The organism is Shewanella sp. S1-49-MNA-CIBAN-0167, assembly GCF_040310145.1.
GTDB classification, from domain to species: Bacteria; Pseudomonadota; Gammaproteobacteria; order Enterobacterales; family Shewanellaceae; genus Shewanella; species Shewanella psychromarinicola.
Genome location: NZ_JBEOPO010000009.1, coordinates 104,636 through 123,650, shown reverse-complemented (window position 1 = coordinate 123,650; position 19,015 = coordinate 104,636). Strand labels below are relative to the sequence as shown.

Annotated in this window: 18 protein-coding genes; 8 read left to right on the top strand and 10 right to left on the bottom strand. The window is 42.5% G+C overall.

The features are described from left to right. Window positions 1-243: 243 nt before the first annotated feature. From ruvX to AAEZ00_RS06210, 8 genes are all read right to left on the bottom strand, one after another. Complete coding sequence (ruvX, locus tag AAEZ00_RS06245) at window positions 244-663, bottom strand: Holliday junction resolvase RuvX (protein ID WP_059744132.1); 420 nt, start codon at window positions 661-663, stop codon at window positions 244-246. Window positions 664-1,078: 415 nt separating this feature from the next. Continuing rightward, window positions 1,079-1,639 (bottom strand): YqgE/AlgH family protein, encoded by a 561-nt coding sequence (locus tag AAEZ00_RS06240; RefSeq protein ID WP_351075852.1) that lies wholly within the window; start codon window positions 1,637-1,639, stop codon window positions 1,079-1,081. A 33-nt stretch (window positions 1,640-1,672) separates the two neighbouring features. After that, on the bottom strand, window positions 1,673-2,002 hold the full coding sequence (gene yciH, locus AAEZ00_RS06235; RefSeq protein WP_351088450.1) for a stress response translation initiation inhibitor YciH: 330 nt from the start codon (window positions 2,000-2,002) through the stop codon (window positions 1,673-1,675). Window positions 2,003-2,503: 501 nt separating this feature from the next. Next, window positions 2,504-3,517 carry a ferrochelatase gene (gene hemH, locus AAEZ00_RS06230; RefSeq protein ID WP_101034602.1) on the bottom strand — a complete coding sequence of 338 codons (1,014 nt, stop codon included), beginning with the start codon at window positions 3,515-3,517 and terminating at the stop codon, window positions 2,504-2,506. A 236-nt stretch (window positions 3,518-3,753) separates the two neighbouring features. Beyond that, window positions 3,754-4,287 (bottom strand): glutathione peroxidase, encoded by a 534-nt coding sequence (locus AAEZ00_RS06225; RefSeq protein WP_124012189.1) that lies wholly within the window; start codon window positions 4,285-4,287, stop codon window positions 3,754-3,756. Between the two features lie 112 nt (window positions 4,288-4,399). After that, window positions 4,400-5,503: a hypothetical protein gene (locus AAEZ00_RS06220; protein WP_351088449.1), complete on the bottom strand. Its 1,104-nt coding sequence runs from the start codon at window positions 5,501-5,503 to the stop codon at window positions 4,400-4,402. A 226-nt stretch (window positions 5,504-5,729) separates the two neighbouring features. Then, window positions 5,730-6,842, bottom strand: coding sequence for a PilT/PilU family type 4a pilus ATPase (locus tag AAEZ00_RS06215; protein WP_101034599.1), 1,113 nt, complete (start codon window positions 6,840-6,842; stop codon window positions 5,730-5,732). Window positions 6,843-6,853: 11 nt separating this feature from the next. Beyond that, window positions 6,854-7,891 (bottom strand): type IV pilus twitching motility protein PilT, encoded by a 1,038-nt coding sequence (locus tag AAEZ00_RS06210; protein ID WP_101034598.1) that lies wholly within the window; start codon window positions 7,889-7,891, stop codon window positions 6,854-6,856. A 27-nt stretch (window positions 7,892-7,918) separates the two neighbouring features. Here AAEZ00_RS06210 and AAEZ00_RS06205 point away from each other — a divergent pair, with 27 nt between their 5' ends. The 8 genes from AAEZ00_RS06205 to AAEZ00_RS06170 all read left to right on the top strand — a co-directional run bounded on the left by AAEZ00_RS06205 (window position 7,919) and on the right by AAEZ00_RS06170 (window position 16,038). Further along, entirely contained in the window at window positions 7,919-8,614 is a 696-nt protein-coding gene (locus AAEZ00_RS06205) for a YggS family pyridoxal phosphate-dependent enzyme (protein ID WP_351075862.1), read from the top strand. A gap of 554 nt (window positions 8,615-9,168) precedes the next feature. Continuing rightward, entirely contained in the window at window positions 9,169-9,987 is an 819-nt protein-coding gene (gene proC, locus AAEZ00_RS06200; RefSeq protein ID WP_351088448.1) for a pyrroline-5-carboxylate reductase, read from the top strand. A 226-nt stretch (window positions 9,988-10,213) separates the two neighbouring features. After that, a complete protein-coding gene (locus AAEZ00_RS06195; RefSeq protein WP_101034842.1) occupies window positions 10,214-10,762 on the top strand; it encodes a YggT family protein in 549 nt (182 codons plus the stop codon). A gap of 99 nt (window positions 10,763-10,861) precedes the next feature. Further along, a complete protein-coding gene (yggU, locus tag AAEZ00_RS06190; protein WP_124012192.1) occupies window positions 10,862-11,161 on the top strand; it encodes a DUF167 family protein YggU in 300 nt (99 codons plus the stop codon). A 49-nt stretch (window positions 11,162-11,210) separates the two neighbouring features. Further along, window positions 11,211-11,672: a DUF4426 domain-containing protein gene (locus tag AAEZ00_RS06185; protein WP_101034594.1), complete on the top strand. Its 462-nt coding sequence runs from the start codon at window positions 11,211-11,213 to the stop codon at window positions 11,670-11,672. A 583-nt stretch (window positions 11,673-12,255) separates the two neighbouring features. Then, a complete protein-coding gene (rdgB, locus tag AAEZ00_RS06180; protein WP_351075986.1) occupies window positions 12,256-12,825 on the top strand; it encodes an RdgB/HAM1 family non-canonical purine NTP pyrophosphatase in 570 nt (189 codons plus the stop codon). Next, entirely contained in the window at window positions 12,826-13,965 is a 1,140-nt protein-coding gene (gene hemW, locus AAEZ00_RS06175) for a radical SAM family heme chaperone HemW (protein WP_351088447.1), read from the top strand. Between the two features lie 216 nt (window positions 13,966-14,181). Further along, complete coding sequence (locus AAEZ00_RS06170) at window positions 14,182-16,038, top strand: DUF885 domain-containing protein (protein WP_351088446.1); 1,857 nt, start codon at window positions 14,182-14,184, stop codon at window positions 16,036-16,038. A 717-nt stretch (window positions 16,039-16,755) separates the two neighbouring features. On the opposite strand, the gene AAEZ00_RS06165 is transcribed toward AAEZ00_RS06170, so the two are convergent. Together AAEZ00_RS06165 and AAEZ00_RS06160 are read right to left on the bottom strand one after the other, a co-directional pair. Beyond that, window positions 16,756-17,697 (bottom strand): LysR family transcriptional regulator, encoded by a 942-nt coding sequence (locus tag AAEZ00_RS06165; protein WP_351088445.1) that lies wholly within the window; start codon window positions 17,695-17,697, stop codon window positions 16,756-16,758. 404 nt (window positions 17,698-18,101) lie between these two features. Then, window positions 18,102-18,914 (bottom strand): YggN family protein, encoded by an 813-nt coding sequence (locus AAEZ00_RS06160; protein ID WP_124012197.1) that lies wholly within the window; start codon window positions 18,912-18,914, stop codon window positions 18,102-18,104. Between the last annotated feature and the right edge of the window lie 101 nt (window positions 18,915-19,015).

Sequence of the window (19,015 nt, the reverse complement as noted above, 5' to 3'; positions counted from 1 at the left end):
TATAAGACGCCACATCAGAAATATAATGAGTTAAAAAAAGCGGCTTAAAATCTCTCCAGAAATACTTGACCATTACAAGGATCCTAGCAGCGAAGCTGTCCCTAGCAGGACGAAGTCCGCTCTATAAGCGCAGCGCACTATCCGCGTAGCGGCCTAGGATTTTAGCAGCGAAGCTGTCCCTAGCAGGACGAAGTCCGCTCTAGAAGCGAAGCGCACTATCCGCGTAGCGGCCTAGGATCTAGATTAAAATTGATTTTCAAAATAACTTTCGATAATTAATACCGCTGAAACCGCATCAATTTGACCTTTGGTTAACGCTTTAAAGCCACCGAGTTCGAATAAGCGAGCTTTAGCATCGGCAGTGGTTAAGCGTTCATCTTGGGTGGCAATTTTAACCCCAAAACGACCGTTAATTCGGTTAGCAAATTTTCGTGCTCGTTGAGTCATTTCTTGTTCGGTGCCATCCATATTTAACGGTAGGCCGACGACGACAAGGTCTGGTTGCCATTCTTTTAATAATTTATCGATATCATCCCAATTAGGGATCCCATCAACCGCTTTAATTGATAGTAAAGGCGTGGCACTAGCAGTAATGGCTTGACCTATAGCGACACCAATACTTTTGGTGCCGTAGTCGAACCCTAAAACGGTTTGTGGTTGCATGTTTATCTCTTTGTTTAATCGCTTTAAAGCAACAGCCTAGAGCGCTTCGCTGCTAGAGCCTATAAAATCAACAGCCTAGAGCGCTTCGCTGCTAGGACGCTTCGCGGCTAGATGCTATAAAATCTGAGCAACAGCCTAGAACGCTTCGCTGCTAGGACGCTACGCGGCTAGATTCTATAAAATCTGAGCAACAGCCTAGAGCGCTGCGCTGCTAGGACGCTACGCGGCTAGAGGCTATAAAATCAACAGCCGAGTCGCGCAGCGACTCAATCTTAGCAGCGAAGCTGTCCCTAGAAGCGAAGCGATCCTAGCAGGACGTAGTCCGTTCTAGCAGCGCAGCGACACTAGCAGTGACGAAGTCACGCCCTAGATCCTAGCAGGACGTAGTCCGCCCTAGAAGCGTAGCGAACTACTTTTAAGCATGACCTATTTGACTAGACATTTGCCAAATATCAAAACCAAGTTGTTGAGTCGCCATTTGCCACAGGTGTTCATGATCAATGTTGAAAAGTAACTCTGGCGTGGCTTTAATCGTTAACCAAGTATTGTCTACAATTTCTTGTTCAAGCTGATCTTTACTCCAGCCAGCGTAGCCAAGGGCAACAATAAATTGCTCGGGAGATTTATCTGAACCAATCGCGGCTAATATATCCCGTGAAGAAGTTAACATTATCTCTTCACTGATCTCAGTGCTATTGATCCAATGTTTTTGAGGCGTATGCAGCACAAAACCACGTTCGGGCGCCACAGGGCCGCCAATGAGTACTTGATTGTCTAAGGAGAATGAAAACTCTGGCGATAAATATAATTCCATTTGTTCAAGCAGATCTTCAACTTCAACGCCAATGGGTCGGTTAACCATTATTCCCATGGCACCCTTTTGATCATGCTCACAAATGTAGATCACCGCACGTTCAAAAAATGTCTCATCTAGTGATGGCATGGCAATTAAAAAGTGGTCTTTGAAGCTATCCATATACTCTCCCAAATCGTGTCTCAGCGATATGTATCATCCACCCGCTAATTTCACTGTGAAATTCAACTTTTCTAATATGGATTTTATTTGTTCGCGATTGTCGGTTTGTACTTCAATGCAGAAGTCTTTTACTGTACCACCGCAGCCACATTGTTTCTTCAGTTTTTGCGCAAGATCTTTTAAGGCTTTGTCATCTAATGCGAGCCCTTTTATCACACTCACGCCCTTACCTTTACGACCTTTAGTATCTTTGTGGATCCGCACTATGCCGTCACCAGTTGGAATTTCAGCTTGTGGTTTAGGTTGATCAATACGACCTTTATCAGTGCTATAAACTAATGCGATATTGGGATCTATTCTCATATTATTTCTGTAACGACGAAACATTATTTGAGTTTAACAAATCATAAAAGCAGAGGCGAGCAGTGAAAGGCGAAAAAGCCTAGAGCGCTGCGCTGCTAGGACGCTACGCGGCTAGATTCTATAAAATCAACAGCCTAGCCGCGCAGCGACTCAATCTTAGCAGCGAAGCTGTTCTAGCAGGACGCAGTCCGCTCTAGAAGCGAAGCGCACTATCCGCGTAGCGGCCTAGGATCTCGATGCCTAGAACGCTTCGCTGCTAGGACGCTACGCGGCTAGATTCTATAAAATCAACAGCCTAGTCGCGCAGCGACGCAATCTTAGCAGCGAAGCTGTCCCTAGCAGTGACGAAGTCACGCCCTAGAAGCGAAGCGCACTATCCGCGTAGCGGCCTAGGATCTTAGCAGCGAAGCTGTCCCTAGCAGTGACGGAGTCACGCCCTAGCAGGACGCCGTCCGCCCTAGAAGCGAAGCGCCCTAGCAGTGACGAAGTCACGCCCTATAATTATAGAAAAGGTTTTACCAGATTGGCCATCATGTTGATGTGGTCATCGTTATCATTTAAACATTCGATGTATCTGAAGTTTTTGCCGCCGGCATCTTCAAATACGTGACGATTTTCGCCTTTGATTTCTTCTAAGGTTTCTAGGCAATCGGCACTAAATGCTGGGCAAATAACGGCGATATCGGTGATACCTTTGGCTGGTAGGCTGGCTATTGTTGCGTCGGTATAAGGTTGTAACCATTTAGCCTTGCCAAAGCGAGACTGGAATGTTGCGACGTAATCGTCTTCACTTAAGCCTAATTTTTCGACCACTAAACGAGTCGTTTTCAAACAGAAGCAATAATAGGGATCGCCTAAATGCAGATTTCGCTCTGGCATACCATGATATGACATCACCAATTTTTGTGGTTTACCGTGTTCATCAAAGTCTTTTTGAATGGATGCGGCAAGGGCATCGATAAGATCACTGTTGTCATGATAGGTATTAATAAAATGCAGTGCCGGAATATAACGCCATTTCATCAGTTCTTTAGCCAAAGCATCAAACGCAGACCCTGTTGTTGGCGCTGCATACTGCGGATACAAAGGCAAAACCACTAAGTTGTCTACCCCTTGTTTGTGCATAGCTTGCAAGGTGCTCGACGTTGATGGCGATCCATAACGCATCGCCAAATGCACACTGGCATCGTAGCCTTGTGCTTGTAATTGTTTAGCTAGTTTTGCTTGTTGACGCTGGCTGATATCGAGTAAAGGCGAACCCGCATCGGTCCATACTTTTTGATATAACGCTGCTGATTTAGCCGGACGAATACGCAAAATAATGCCGTGAAGAATAATCATCCATATTAGTTTTGGAATTTCCACCACTCGAGGGTCTGCCAAAAACTCAGCCAAATAAATGCGAACAGCAGATGCCGTTGGCGCATCTGGTGTACCTAGATTTAATAGTAATACGCCAGTTTTGCCACGTGCTTTATGGCCGGTGTCTTTATCTAGCCCTGAAAATCTAGCCAAAGTATCTTCTCCGTTATTGATTTTGATCGACAAATATATCTCATGCTGAATAACTCATGAGCTTAAATTAAAATTGTATCGCATTCATTTAAAACATAAAGAGTGCTGGGTATCGATTTTATATCAAAATACCCCGCACTCTGTAAATATTTATTTAAGCTAGACGGCTGATTGAAAGGGCTCAGTGAAAGAGCTCAGTTAAAGAATGCTGTAAAATAACTCACTTGAGTTAATGATTACAAAACTGATTCAATCGCTTTTTTCAGTTCATCGCTATCAGGTTTAACCCGCGAATTAAATTGCTGTACGGTTTGACCATCACCTGAGATAACATATTTGTAGAAATTCCATTTTGGTTCAGCACTGTTGTCGCCTAGGTATTTAAATACCGAGTTAGCACTGCTGCCTTTAACGGCTGATGTTGCCACCATGGTGAAGGTGACACCATAATTAATAAAACAAACATCGGCGGTTTTGGCTTCATCTTTTTCTTCTTGGAAAAAATCATCTGAAGGAAAGCCAATGACCACTAATCCTTTGTCAGCATACTCTTTATGTAATGTTTCAAGTGCTTCAAATTGAGGTGTAAAGCCACAATGGGAAGCCGTGTTAACAATTAACACCGCTTTGCCTTGAGTGAGTTCACATAAATTAACGTTTTCTGTTGAGTGTAATTTTCGCGCTTCAACATTGAGGTAGTCAGGACAATTGGTCGCAAAAGCAGCAGAACTTAATGTGAATAAGCCAATGGCTGTTAGGTATTTAATCATTTTTAGTTTGTCCTTGACTCAAAGTTAAAAGGCACCGATAAATGACTTTATCGGTGCCTAATGAAGTATCACATTATTGTACGTAATACTTTTTTATTGAGATCAAAAATGTTTAGAAATAGAAACCAACATTGATGTTCAAACGAGAATGCCATGCTGTGTCGCCATTATCGATACCCACACCTGGGCCTTTAACAAACCACATATTTTTACCGGCAATCCAGTCGACATAAGAATAAAACTTACCAGCAGTGATGGCACAACCCGTCACGTTTTGGACAGAATCATCTAGCCCGTCGCCTGATGCCATCACTTGGCTGTAATCGTTGTAACAATTTACATTAGTGATTGGACCCCAGTCGACATCAAACGATTTAGCTAAGTTAACTGTCGCAACATCTGCTTCAGCAGCAATTTCGAATGGAAACTGAAACGCACTAAGAGTAATACGTTCACTGTCTTTTACGTCATAGTCGTAATGGATATACTGTAACTGTAATTGCCATTTTTTCCAGTCAAGTTGCCAATGAGCTGCAGCTGCAAGGCTATCGACATCTTCACCATCTACGCTAGAGATATCGGCCATATAATCTAATTGGCTTAACTGTAATGAGCCACCTAACTTATGAGTGACGTCACCAGAAGTAAATTCACGCTCAACTCGGGCGTTGATTTGGCCTGACTCTTCATATGGAGATTGATCTGTTGTAGCAACGTCAAATGAGTAGCGATCAACACGCGCACCATTACCGTATTCATCATTAGTGAAGTAAGCTAGGTCGTAGCGCCAACCATCTTTTTCATTTTTGTAATGGATACCTGCATCGTAATCATCTTCAAAACCAAGATAATACGTTGCACCAAACCAAAATGAATGTGCTGCATAAGGTAATAAGCCAAATGGTACTTGGGTTACACCCACTTGTACTGATTGTGCTTCGTCAAATTGATAACCCATGTAGGCATGATGCACTACATCCATGCTTTCGTACCAACGATACTGAGCTGAGGCGAACAAGCCATCTTTACTCTTATAGTTGACATCGGCACGGAACAGTTCAAATTTAAGTTTGGAGTTATTATCGTAATCTTTCCAACCGTAGTTGATTCTTACTGCGCCGCCAATATCGACTTCATCGGTAACTTTTACAGCCGAAGCCGAAAATGGAAACAAGATTAGCGAAGATAAAACAGTGACTTTTTGCCATAACTGCATAATACATCCTTGATACATATTGTTATAAAACGTGATAAAAATTAGTAACGTATAATGTACTTACACGAAGTGGATTAATCGCTGAAATTTAACCCTCTTTTATCATTACAGCATCCGTAATGACAATCCAACGTTGATTATAACAAAAAAACACACATTATGTGACGCTCGACCTCTAAAAAACCACCAACTGGCTTACTATCTGAACATTTTGTTCATATCACGCCTAGTCCATATCGAGTGTAATGCCTTCCATGGCGCCCGATGAAGCCGCTTCGTTGTTTTGCAATTTAATCATTAAACGCAAATCATTAGGTGAGTCGGCATGATGTAATGCATCGGCGTAACTGATCTCACCTTCTAGATATAAATCAAGCAATGCCTGGTCAAACGTTTGCATGCCTTGCTCGCGAGACTTAGCCATGGTTTCTTTCAGTAAATGCAACTCGTTTTTAGCAATCAAACTGGCCACACGTGGAGTATTAATTAACACCTCAATGGCGGCTCGACGTCCGGTTCCATCTGATTTAGGAATAAGCTGTTGCGCCACAATACCGCGTAAATTTAATGACAAATCAAATAGCAGCTGATTGTGCTTACTTTCTGGCACCAAATGCATAATACGATCGAGTGCTTGGTTGGCGTTGTTTGCATGTAAAGTCGCCATACATAAATGACCGGTTTCGGCAAACGACAGTGCAAATTCCATGGTTTCTTGAGTACGAATTTCACCAATTAAGATCACATCTGGCGCTTGGCGCAGTGAGCTTTTAAGCGCGGCATCAAATGAGTCGGTATCAATACCCACTTCTCGTTGAGTAACAATACTTTTACGATGGTTATGCACAAATTCAACCGGGTCTTCAATGGTCAGAATATGCCCCCGAGAATGAGCGTTTCGGTAGCCCACCAGCGCAGCTAGCGAGGTTGACTTACCGGTACCTGTTCCGCCGACCATGATGATAAGACCACGTTTACTCATGACCAAATCTTTTAAAATGGCGGGAAGCTTTAAGTCATCCACTTCTGGAATTTGGGTTTCGATACGGCGCATAACACAACCGGCTGATTCTCGTTGCCAAAAGGCACTGACACGAAAACGGCCTAAATCTTTTGCCGCAAAAGCAAAGTTGCATTCGCTGCTGTCGTGAAACTCTTTCTTTTGTATATCACTCATTAACGACTCAACAAACATCAGCGATTGCTCTGGTGTTAATCGGTCTTCAGATAGCTGACGTAACTCACCGTCAATTTTGGCACTCGGTGGAAAACCGGCGGTGATAAATAAGTCAGACGCCTTTTTCTCAACCATCATATTTAAAAACGGACGAACATCCATGATCCAGTTCCTTAGAAATTAGCTTGTTTATTCGAACTTTTCTGCATCGCATCTTCGCGGGTAATTAAGCCACGATTGACCAAATTTTGCAGGCATTGATCAAGGGTTTGCATGCCGTGAGACATACCCGTTTGAATGGCTGAATACATTTGCGCGACCTTGTCTTCACGAATAAGATTTCGGATCGCGGGTGTACCCATCATAATTTCATGTGCGGCCACTCGGCCACCACCAATTTTCTTAATCAATGTTTGCGAAATAACGGCTTGAAGTGACTCTGACAACATGGTGCGTACCATGCTTTTTTCACCTTCAGGAAATACATCGACCACACGGTCAATGGTTTTGGCTGCCGAGGTGGTATGCAAAGTACCAAACACTAAGTGACCCGTTTCTGCGGCCGTCATGGCTAAACGAATGGTTTCAAGGTCGCGCATTTCACCCACAAGAATAACATCAGGGTCTTCACGCAATGCACTTCTCAGCGCCGCATTAAAGCTATGTGTATGTTTGTGAACTTCGCGCTGATTGATTAAGCATTGTTTGTTTTGATGGACAAATTCTATCGGGTCTTCAATGGTTAAAATATGTTCATGTCGATTTTCATTAACGTAGTCGACCATCGCTGCCAATGTGGTCGATTTACCCGACCCCGTTGGCCCTGTCACTAATACCAATCCACGTGGGTAACTGGCAATTTTCTTAAAAATTTCTGGTGCACCAAGTTGCTCAAGAGATAAAATTTCAGAAGGAATGGTACGAAATACCGCGCCTGCACCACGAGACTGATTAAATGCGTTAACACGAAAGCGAGCTAGATTGGGGACTTCGAATGAAAAATCGATTTCTAAGTGTTCTTCATAGTCTTTACGTTGTTTATCATTCATGATGTCATAAACAAGACTATGAACGCCTTGATGATCTAACGCAGGTAAATTAATTTTCCTCACTTCACCGTCAACACGGATCATGGGGGATACGCCTGCTGAAAGATGTAGATCTGATGCTTTGTGTTTGACACTAAAGGCCAGTAATTCAGTGATTTCCATTGTAGAGACATCCATTAAACCAACATTATGACAACAATAGCAGACAGAATATCAATCGCCCAGAGCAGAATTAATCAAGCGGCGCAAAATTGTTCACGTTCTCCAGATGAGATAAACCTACTGGCGGTGAGCAAAACCAAACCCATAAGTGACATTATTGCAGCTTATCAAGCGGGGCAACGTTTATTTGGTGAAAACTATGTCCAAGAAGGCGAAACTAAGATTAACGCCTTACAGGCAGATTACCCGGATATAGAATGGCATTTTATAGGCCCGCTGCAATCGAATAAAACAAAAATTGTCGCCGAACACTTCGACTGGCTGCACACCTTAAGTCGCGGCAAAATAGCCCAACGTTTGCATGAACAGCGTCCGAGTAACAAGTCGCCATTAAACGTGTGTATTCAAGTCAATATTAGCCAGGAAGAGTCTAAGTCGGGTATCAATTCTGCAGATTTCGCAGATGTCGCCACGTTAGCACTTACTATCGCATCCTTGCCCCACCTTAAACTGCGCGGATTAATGGCGATCCCAACCGCCACTGATGATGTACAACTTCAACAACAAGAATTTAGCCAATTAAAGCAACTTTTTGACCAGCTCAAACAGCAATATCCTAGCGTCGACACTCTATCTATGGGCATGAGCGGCGACATGGATATCGCCATCGCTAACGGATCAACCATGGTGCGCATCGGCAGTGCTATCTTTGGTCAAAGATAAAATCAACAGCCTAGAGCGCTGCGCTGCTAGAGGCTATAAAATCTATAGCAAGAGCCTAGAGCGCTACGCTGCTAGGACGCTTCGCGGCTAGATGCTATACAATCAACAGCCTAGAACGCTGCGCTGCTAGGACGCTACGCGGCTAGATTCTATACAATCTATAGCAACAGCCTAGAGCGCTGCGCTGCTAGGACGCTACGCGGCTAGATTCTATACAATCAATAGCAACAGCCTAGAGCGCTGCGCTGCTAGGACGCTACGCGGCTAGATTCTATACAATCAATAGCCTAGTCGCGCAGCGACTCAATCTTAGCAGCGAAGCTGTCCCTAGAAGCGAAGCGCTCTATCCGCGCAGCGGCCTAGCAGGACGTAGTCCGTTCTAGCAGCGCAGCGACCCTAGCAGTGACGAAGTCACGCCCTAGATCCTAGCAGGACGTAGTCCGCCCTAGCAGCGTAGCGACACTAGAACCTGGAAGCGTAGCGTCCTAGAGCTGAATTAGGTAACATACACAGCAATTGGACATAAATTCACTCTTTTATTGGATACAGACTTAATGACTCAAGCAAAAGTATGTTTTATCGGTGCGGGCAATATGACTCGTAGCATTATCAGTGGCTTAGTTACACATGGCTATCCTAGTGATCTTATTCATGCTACCAATCCAAGCAAAGGTAAATTGGATGCGTTGCAGCAAGATTTTGCTATTGAGGTTTCCCATGATAACCACGCAGCAGCCAAAGCAGCAGAGGTGATCGTGTTAAGCGTAAAACCTCAATTAATGGCATCTGTTTGTGAAGACTTAAGTTCACTGGATTTAGCGGATAAGTTAATCATCACTATCGCTGCAGGTATTCCGGCGTCTCGTTATCCGGTCTATTTTAAACAACCTATCAAGCTTATCCGCACTATGCCTAATACCCCTACTCAAATTGGCTATGGTATGACGGGTATTTATGCCGATGACAGTATATCTGCCGAACATAAGGCCATTTGCGAAACATTAATGCAAAGTGGTGGCAAAGTAGTTTGGGTTGATAAAGAAGCAGAATTAGATCAAGTGATTGCGCTAGCGGGCAGTTCTCCTGCTTATTTCTACTTGTTTATCGAGTCAATGATCGCTTCTGGCGTCAATATGGGCATGGCTGAGGACAAAGCAAGACTCCTTGCTGAACAGGCCGCTTTAGGTGCCGCGCAAATGGTGATCCAAAACCAACAATTATCGGTGACAGAATTACGTCAGAATGTTATGTCAAAAGGTGGCACCACAGCCAGAGCGGTTGAAACGCTCCAGCAAGGCGGTTTAGTTGAATTGGTAGACCAAGCCATGACAAACTGCGTTGCCAGAGCCCAAGAGATGGCTAAAACATTTTAACGCTATGGGATGAATGATTATTTAACTTAACGTTAACCTCTTTAGTGCTAAAATAGTTTTTAGTAAAAACTCAGCTTAAACGCACGAAATCTGAGTGAAAATCGGGTATATTGCAGCTGAGTTAACTGAACTGTTAAATATGCGATCAGTTAATTTAAGCATTTATTTAAGCACTAATTTAGGTACTAACTTAGGCACTAATTTACATAAACGTAAGGCAATATCCATGAATGCAATGAGTTTTTTAGTCAACACCGTGTTTGACTTATACCTAATGATCGTCATTCTTCGTTTTATGCTGCAGCTTGCAAGAGCGGATTTTTACAATCCATTTAGTCAATTTGTGATTAAAGCGACACAGCCTATTATCGCACCAATGCGTCGACTATTACCTTCGATAGGACGTATCGATACTTCATCAATCTTACTGGCACTGATTGTCGTGTTAGTTAAAATGTTAGTACTTACTTTGATTGCAGGTGCTGCTGTAGACATTCTTACCTTGTTATTGTTCTCATTTATCTCTGTGATAAAACAAGCGGGCGTATTGTTTTTTTGGATGTTACTTATTCGTGCAGTATTAAGCTGGTTCAATCAAAACAATAACCCTATTGTTATGGTTATTGCGCAATTAACAGAACCGGTTTTAGCGCCAGTGCGTAGAATAATACCTGCAATGGGTGGCTTGGATTTATCGGTATTGGTGGTGTTTATTGCAATGAACTTCATTAACATGCTGTGTGCACAATATATTCCTTTTTGGTCAATTATTTAGTTGTCGAATTAAACAACCTCAACTCGGGTTAAGAGTTGGGGTAAATAAACTAAAATTAGCCCATTTCAACAATTTAATATCTCGAGCTGAGGTTAAACAATGAACCCAGTAAGCTATATTAACGATGAGCAGCAAGGTGACTTGCTGCTTTTTGTCTATGTACAACCCAAAGCAAGCCGCGATCAAATTGTCGGCTTACACGGTAACGAATTAAAAATAGCCATAACAGCGCCACCCATTGACGGTAAAGCAAATGCTTATTTATCTAAGTACCTCGCAAAAGCCTGTAAAGTCCCTAAAAGTCAGGTACATATTCTCAAAGGTGAACAAGGTCGTCATAAGCAAATTAAAATATGCCAACCCAAAGTTATCCCAGCGGAAATAGCCGCGCTTTTATAGCCGACTCATCTATAATAACGTTATTGCTCAAGCACACTAAGGACAGATTATGTTTCAATCATTGCGTTTATCTCGCTCACTGTTACAAATATTGCTGTTGTCACTCATCGCAATCAGCAATATTGGCAATGCTCACGCAGAACAAAAGCAACAAGTTGGTAATTTTGATATTCATTACATGGCGCTTAGTAGCACCTTTATTACCCCTGAAATAGCTAAAACCTACGGCATAGAACGCAGCAGTTACAATGGATTAGTCAATATTACCGTGCTAAATACCAGCCAAGAAGGACATCCCGCGGTCTCGGTTGAAATTTCAGGCATCGCCAACAACTTAATTGATGCACGCATGACGCTTGATTTTAAAGAAATCCGTGAAGGCGAATCCATCTATTACATCGCAGAAGTGCCTTACCGCGACGATCAAGATGTCAATTTCACCATTGCCATTAAGTACAAAAATCAATTAAATACCTCGGTGAAATTCAAACAGAAGTTCTATGTAGATTAAGGCCTAAAATCTCGATAACGAGCGATATCGAGCGAAAGAGCCTAGAGCGCTGCGCTGCTAGGACGCTACGCGGCTAGAGGCTATAAAATCAACAGCCTAGTCGCCCAGCGACTCAATCTTAGCAGCGAAGCTGTCCTTACCAGTGACGCAGTCACGTCCTAGAAGCGGAGCGCACTATCCACTTAGCGGCCTAGAATCTTAGCAGCGAAGCTGTCCTTAGCAGTGACGCAGTCACGTCCTAGAAGCGAAGCGCATTATCCACTTAGCGGCCTAGGATCTTAGCAGCGAAGCTGTCCTTAGCAGTGACGCAGTCACGTCCTAGAAGCGAAGCGCACTATCCGCGTAGCGGCCTAGGATCTTAGCAGCGAAAGCTGTCCCTAGCAGTGACGAAGTCACGCCCTAGAAGCGAAGCGCACTATCCGCGTAGCGGCCTAGGATCTTAGCAGCGTAGCGCATCGCAACCTTGTTAGCGTATAATGACCGCAAATTTATCCTCATCTCAAAAAAACTTATGCATACCCCAGTGAAACAACAAATTGTTCTTGCCAGTGGCAACAAAGGCAAACTTGCCGAATTTGATCAAATGCTGACAACATTTAATATTGAAGTATTACCACAGAATAAATTTAACGTGACTGAGGTTGCAGAGACAGGCACCACGTTTGTTGAAAACGCTATAATAAAAGCTCGTCATGCCGCTGAAATTACCGGTAAAGCGGCTATTGCAGATGATTCGGGTATTGAAGTTGATGCATTACAAGGCCAACCAGGCATATATTCAGCGCGCTATTCTGGCCCCGGTGCCACTGAAACCAGCAATTACCTTAAATTACTTGATGCACTGCAAGGTGAAACGCTTCGTAATGCCCGGTTTCAATGTGTGCTGGTGTATATGCGCCATGCAAAAGATCCGACGCCCATTATTTGCCAAGCCTCATGGGAAGGGACCATAAACCATGCCCCACAAGGCGAGCAAGGCCATGGTTATGACCCGATATTTATCCCGCAAGGTTTTGATTGCTCGGCAGCAGAATTAACTCGTGATCAGAAAAATGCCCACAGTCATCGAGGCAAAGCACTTGAACTTTTAGTGAGTGCAATGAAAGCGCAAGGTATCATTTCATCGAACAATACTACGGATGATAATCAATAAATGACATTGCAATTGCCACCCCTTAGCTTGTATATCCATATCCCATGGTGTGTACAAAAATGCCCTTATTGCGATTTTAACTCTCACGGCCAAAATGGTGAGTTACCACAGCAACAATATGTCGATGCGTTATTAGACGATTTAAAACAAGACTTGGCTTATGTTCAAGGTAGAAAGGTGCATACCATCTTTATCGGCGGTGGCACGCCATCGTTATTTGATGCGAGCCAAATTCAACTCATACTAGAAGGGGCGCAAGCATTAATCCCTTTTGAAGATAATATTGAAATCACTATGGAAGCCAACCCAGGTACACTAGAGCACGATGACTTTAGTGCTTACCGTGCTGCGGGTGTCACGCGCTTATCGATTGGGGTGCAAAGTTTCTCAAAAGAAAAACTTAATTTACTCGGACGGATCCACAACGAAGATGAAGCGAAAGTGGCGGCTGAAAAAGCCAAGCAAGCTGATTATTTAAGTTTCAATCTCGATTTAATGCATGGTTTACCGAATCAAAGCTTTGATGAAGCCATGCATGATATCGACACGGCAACAGCCTTAGCCCCACCGCATCTGTCTTGGTATCAACTCACCATTGAACCCAACACCTTGTTTCATTCAAAACCGCCACAATTACCAGACGATGAGAACCTGTGGCAAATTTACGAGCAAGGTCAGCAACGCTTAGCGGCATTAGGTTATGAGCAATACGAAATATCAGCCTATGCAAAACCTGGATTCCAATGTCGCCATAATCTTAACTATTGGCAATTTGGCGATTACCTTGGCATCGGTTGCGGGGCCCACGGCAAAATCACCCTGCCCGACTCAAATCGGATTGTCCGTACCGTTAAAATAAAGCACCCCAAAGGCTACCTCGCAGCAGATAAATATACCTTTGAAACTACAGAGGTGATTGAAGACGATCGCCCATTAGAGTATTTAATGAATCGTCTTAGATTGATGACGCCAATCCCTAAAACTGAATTTGAGCAGCGAACAGGGCAATCGGCAGATGTGGTCAAGCAAGGGATGCAAAAATCAATTGAACGCGGATTATTGACCGAGACCACAACACATTGGCACTTAACGCAAAAAGGCCACATGTTTGTCAATGATTTGCTATCCCAATTTATCTAATCACTAGATTTAATCACTAGATTTAATTACTGGATTTAATAGAAAAATATGGCTCGCAGCTTACTGTTATACCCAGATGCTGCGAGTCGCAAACCCAAAATAGCGACATAACCGCGCCATTACCTCTGCCTTACATACACATTTTCTAACATTTATATTTACATCTTTAGCTAAAGCTTGATTAGGATGTGCCCTTATAACTTTGGGATAATATCAATGTCTATTAAAACAAAAACAACTCTGATTGCTGTTGCGTTATCAAGTTTATTCGCTACATCAGCTATTGCACAGCTGCATAACATGACGCAATTAAGCTCACAAGAAAGTACAGTAACCACAAACCAGCAAACCGAATCAGCAAAAGCCAATGCATTGTTTGAAGCCATTTTTATGGAAAATGTTATGGCAAGTCCAGTTAACCAAACTTACCTTGGGATCAAACAAGATTATGGCAAGTGGAATGATTTATCAGAAGCCGCTGCCGATGCAAATTTAGCCCGCAGTAAGCAGCAACTGACAAGATTAACCCGCCTTGATGCGACTAAGCTCGATGAACAGGCCGCACTCAGTTTTGAACTATTAAAAGCCAGTTTAGAACACAGTATTAGCGATGATAAATGGCGTTATCACACCTATCCGATTAACCAAATGAACGGTGTTCACTCAATGGTGGCCTCTTTGCTTATTAATCAACATCAAATAACAGATGAAAGTGATGCAAAAGCGTATATCAGTCGTTTAAACGCCATACCGACACTGTTATCACAATTACAAACCTCATTAGAAATTCGTGCCGAAAAGTATATTATCGCGCCGAAATTTGTATTTTCATATGTGATTTCTGATAGCAAAAATATTATTACTGGTGCCCCATTTGCCAATACGGGAAAAGACAGCGCGTTATGGGCTGACGCGAACCGTAAGATAAATAAACTCGATATAACCGATGGCAACAAACAAGCCTTATTAACCGAAGTAAAACAGGCTCTGCTTACTAAGGTAAAGCCTGCTTATGAGCAATTAATCAACTATACAAAGTCACTTGAAGCGCTTGCTGATACACAAGATGGTGTTTGGAAACTGCCTGACGGGGAAGCGTTTTACAATAATGCCCTCGCCCGCACCACCACCACTGACATGACAGCAGACACCATACATGAGCTCGGCTTAAACGAGGTTAAGCGTATTCATGATGAAATGCGTGTCATTATGAAAAAGGTGCATTTTGACGGCAACTTAGCAGCGTTTTTTGTTTTCATGCGCGATGACCAACAGTTTTATTACCCTGACACTCATGAAGGTAAAACAGCATATCTCACCCAAGCCAAGTCTCTGATCGATACTATGGAGTCTCGTTTAGATGAAGTATTTACCATTAAGCCTAAAGCCGCTTTAGTGGTACGAAAGGTGGAGGCTTTTAGAGAGAAGTCGGCAGGTAAAGCATTTTACGATCAACCAGCACCAGACGGATCTCGTCCAGGCACCTATTACGCTAATTTATATAAAATGGAAGCGATGCCAAAATATCAAATGGAGGCTCTGGCCTACCATGAAGGGATCCCTGGTCATCACATGCAAATTGCTATTGCACAAGAACTGCAAGGCATTCCAAAATTCCGTAAATTTGGCAGTTACACTGCTTATACTGAAGGCTGGGGACTTTACTCTGAATATTTTCCTAAAGAAATGGGCTTATATGCAGATCCTTATTCAGACTTTGGCCGTCTATCAATGGAACTGTGGCGCGCATGTCGTTTAGTCGTTGACACTGGAATACACGCTAAAAAGTGGACTCGTGAGCAAGCTATTGCCTATTACGTCGATAACACACCAAATGCGCAATCTGATGCCATTAAAATGGTCGAGCGCCATATTGTTATGCCATCACAAGCAACCGCGTATAAAGTGGGAATGATTAACATACTTCAGCTACGTGAACATGCCAAAAAAGAATTAGGCACCAAGTTTGATCTTCGTGAATTTCACACCTCAATCTTGAAAAATGGGCCATTGCCATTAGACATTCTTGCAGAGCAGGTAAATAAGTGGATTAAACAGGTTCAGTCGCAGTAATTTAGCGTTGGTTATTGGTACTGGATAAAGTAAAGCACCAAGCTTGGATTATGATTATGGTTATGGTTATGGTTTTACTTTCATAATGCCACAAAAAAATAACCCCAGCTCAACGTCTGGGGTAACCAAATAAACTAGGATGATGGTTTCAAGACTGGCATTATATTAGTTCAAAACCACTGCCAGTACTGATTCAAAATTTGCTACCTTGCCGATTTGTACGCTTAACTAAAAAGGGGTCATTTCTCAGAAAACGCATGCTTCAAATCATTTCGAATCAACTAATAACTATTGTATTGATATCAGAACAGACTTCAACAACTTAACTCTGGTATTTCGCTGCCCCCTTGATTAGCCACCTAATGAATAACTAATAAATTAAAAGCTTAATAAACTGATAAATATGACTTTAATATTAAACTGCAAGATAATTTTTGGCTTTGTTTTAAAAAGGAAACAGTGTTTCCGCTTTTACCTAGCATCGACTCTAAACAGGCGTGGGAATATATAGTTATCAACGGATGTATTTTAAGTTTGCAGTATCAAACTTGCCATGTGTTTTGCTAACAAGGCGGATTGACGCATTAATCGCTATGTTAAGGGCCGCGTTAAGCGCTGCCTCAATAACTATGTGCCATGCCAGCCTATGTAAGTCGATACAATGCAGCTAGCACAACACAGGGCTGTTTGATAACCGTTTATTATCCAGAGTTGAGGCTATTTACGCTGTTTGTACAAATTTTCAAACTTAGCGTCCCAATAAGGTGGGCTACTAATGTGCGTTTTAATAAAATCAATAAACGCACTCACCTTTGGAGCCAGGTGTTTACGACGCGGATACACCGCTTGTAATGGAAGATTATGGGTCAACTGCCAATCAGGTAACAAAGGAACCAATGTTCCTTCAGCAATTTCATCTTCCAGCAAATAACTGGCTAAGTAAACAATACCTAAACCACTCTCTGCGGCCGATTTTAATGCCGGCGCATTATCAACACGGAAATTGCCTGATACGCCAATTTCGCAATAATCATCGCCCTTTTTAAATTGCCACATACTGTGCTCATGCCACTCGCCTTGATACACCAAGCAATTGTGTTCAACCAATTGTTCAGGCCGGCTAATGTTTCCGTGCTGGGCAACATAGCCTGGTGATGCGACTAACAAAAACTGACATTTCATTAACGGCCTTGCCACCATACCCAGCGGTAATTGCTCAGACATGGTTAACAACAGATCTAAACCTTCGCTGACAACGTCAACTTTGTGGTCAAGCAAGCTGATTTGTAGTTCAAGATCTGGGTGTCTCGCCATAAATTCTGGTAAAGCAGGAATAATATGCATAGTACCAAATGATTGCGAAATCCCGACTTTCAATACACCACGAGTGGCATCATTTAAGTTGTGAACACTTGATACTGCCTGTTCTGCATCTCGAAGTAGTTCTTCGCCTTGAAGATACAATAGATTGCCGGCTTCGGTAAGACTTAAACTGCGTGTTGTACGCTGAATAAGTTGAACGCCAAGTTTATGTTCAAGATCTGCAACTTGAGTGCTCACTTTAGATTTAGAAATGCCAAGACGTCTGGCTGCAGCACTAAAACTTCCTGCACGTGCAACATGAGTAAAAATTGCGATAGGTTCTAACAGTTCTAACATGAAAGTCGCCTTAAGCTGGTTACGACATTAATAAAAATTTCAGATGTCTGTTTGCCATTGCTGGTAACTAAACCTTGCTAAGCACAATATCAACATTCAGTTATTAATAGTGTTGATGCTCAATGAGCACCGAAACAAACCAATACTGTAAATCAACACAAACAAATGACTACTCCGAAATATAACCACATCCAAAAATAGAGTGCAATTTTGTTATAGTTTTTATTAGTATAACAAAAAAAGCCTGTCGGGCTGTATATTTATAATTGACAATTTTTTTATCAGAACAAAGCAACACTAGCTATAGCGGCAAAATAGCTAAAATAGGCGGAAAAAAAAAGCCCCTGTGTCTTTAAAAAAGCACAGGGGAAGGTCAGGTGTCCGGGAAGACAGCTTGAACAAGGTTACTCTTTTATATCGCCTAGCGTAGCTAAGGTGTAAGGTGCAAGTTCTGGGATGGCTTTACGCACTCGACTTTCTAACACTAATAATCCTTCAAAATTATCACAAACCTCAGTCGCGCGTTGCTCCAGACCTTGAGATTGCGACTCAAGTTGTTGCTCGATGTCTTTACCGACGTTGTCCATTTTTTGTGAAAAAGTATTCATTTTCTCTTCAAACGAACCACCTTCAGAAGACATGATCTGGCTACCTAATGTCATCATTAATGAGCCCATTGAGTTCGTTACCATTTGCTCTATTTCTTGCTCAAACTCTTCATTAAAGGCATGTTCCATTGAAGATTCAGTTGAGCCTAAATAAAATTTATCACCTTGTTGATAAGCCATAGTATCAATGCGTTGTTGAATACCTGTCATCATCTTATCAATCTGAACGCCTGTGGCATCGCCAAATATTGGTGTTAGCGCCATATTGACAGCCTGAGATGCCATCGACACAACGTCGGTGACTAAATCAATCACTTCAGGAACTTGGCGAGATAGCTCATCAGAATATTGAGTTAATAACAGCCGTTGCTTGTCATTTAATGCGACTTCTTTACCGTCGACATACAATTGACCCAGTTGAACGCGATATTTCTCGCTGCCATTATCACTGACCTGTAAACTTTTCGGTTCAACGGTCACGTCATAGTTTAATGTCACGTTACACTTTTCATCATTAATTGACATTTTTGCCATGGCTGGAGTCAATGCCCCTGCAGTGAATAACATGCTGGTTAACGCTAAACCACAAATTAACTTCTGTTTGGTCATGATAAAAATCCTTTTGTTAAACGAATATCGATAAAATCTATTCAATATAATTAGTTATAGCACAATAAAGCACTAGTCATGCCAACAAGTATAGTTGCTTG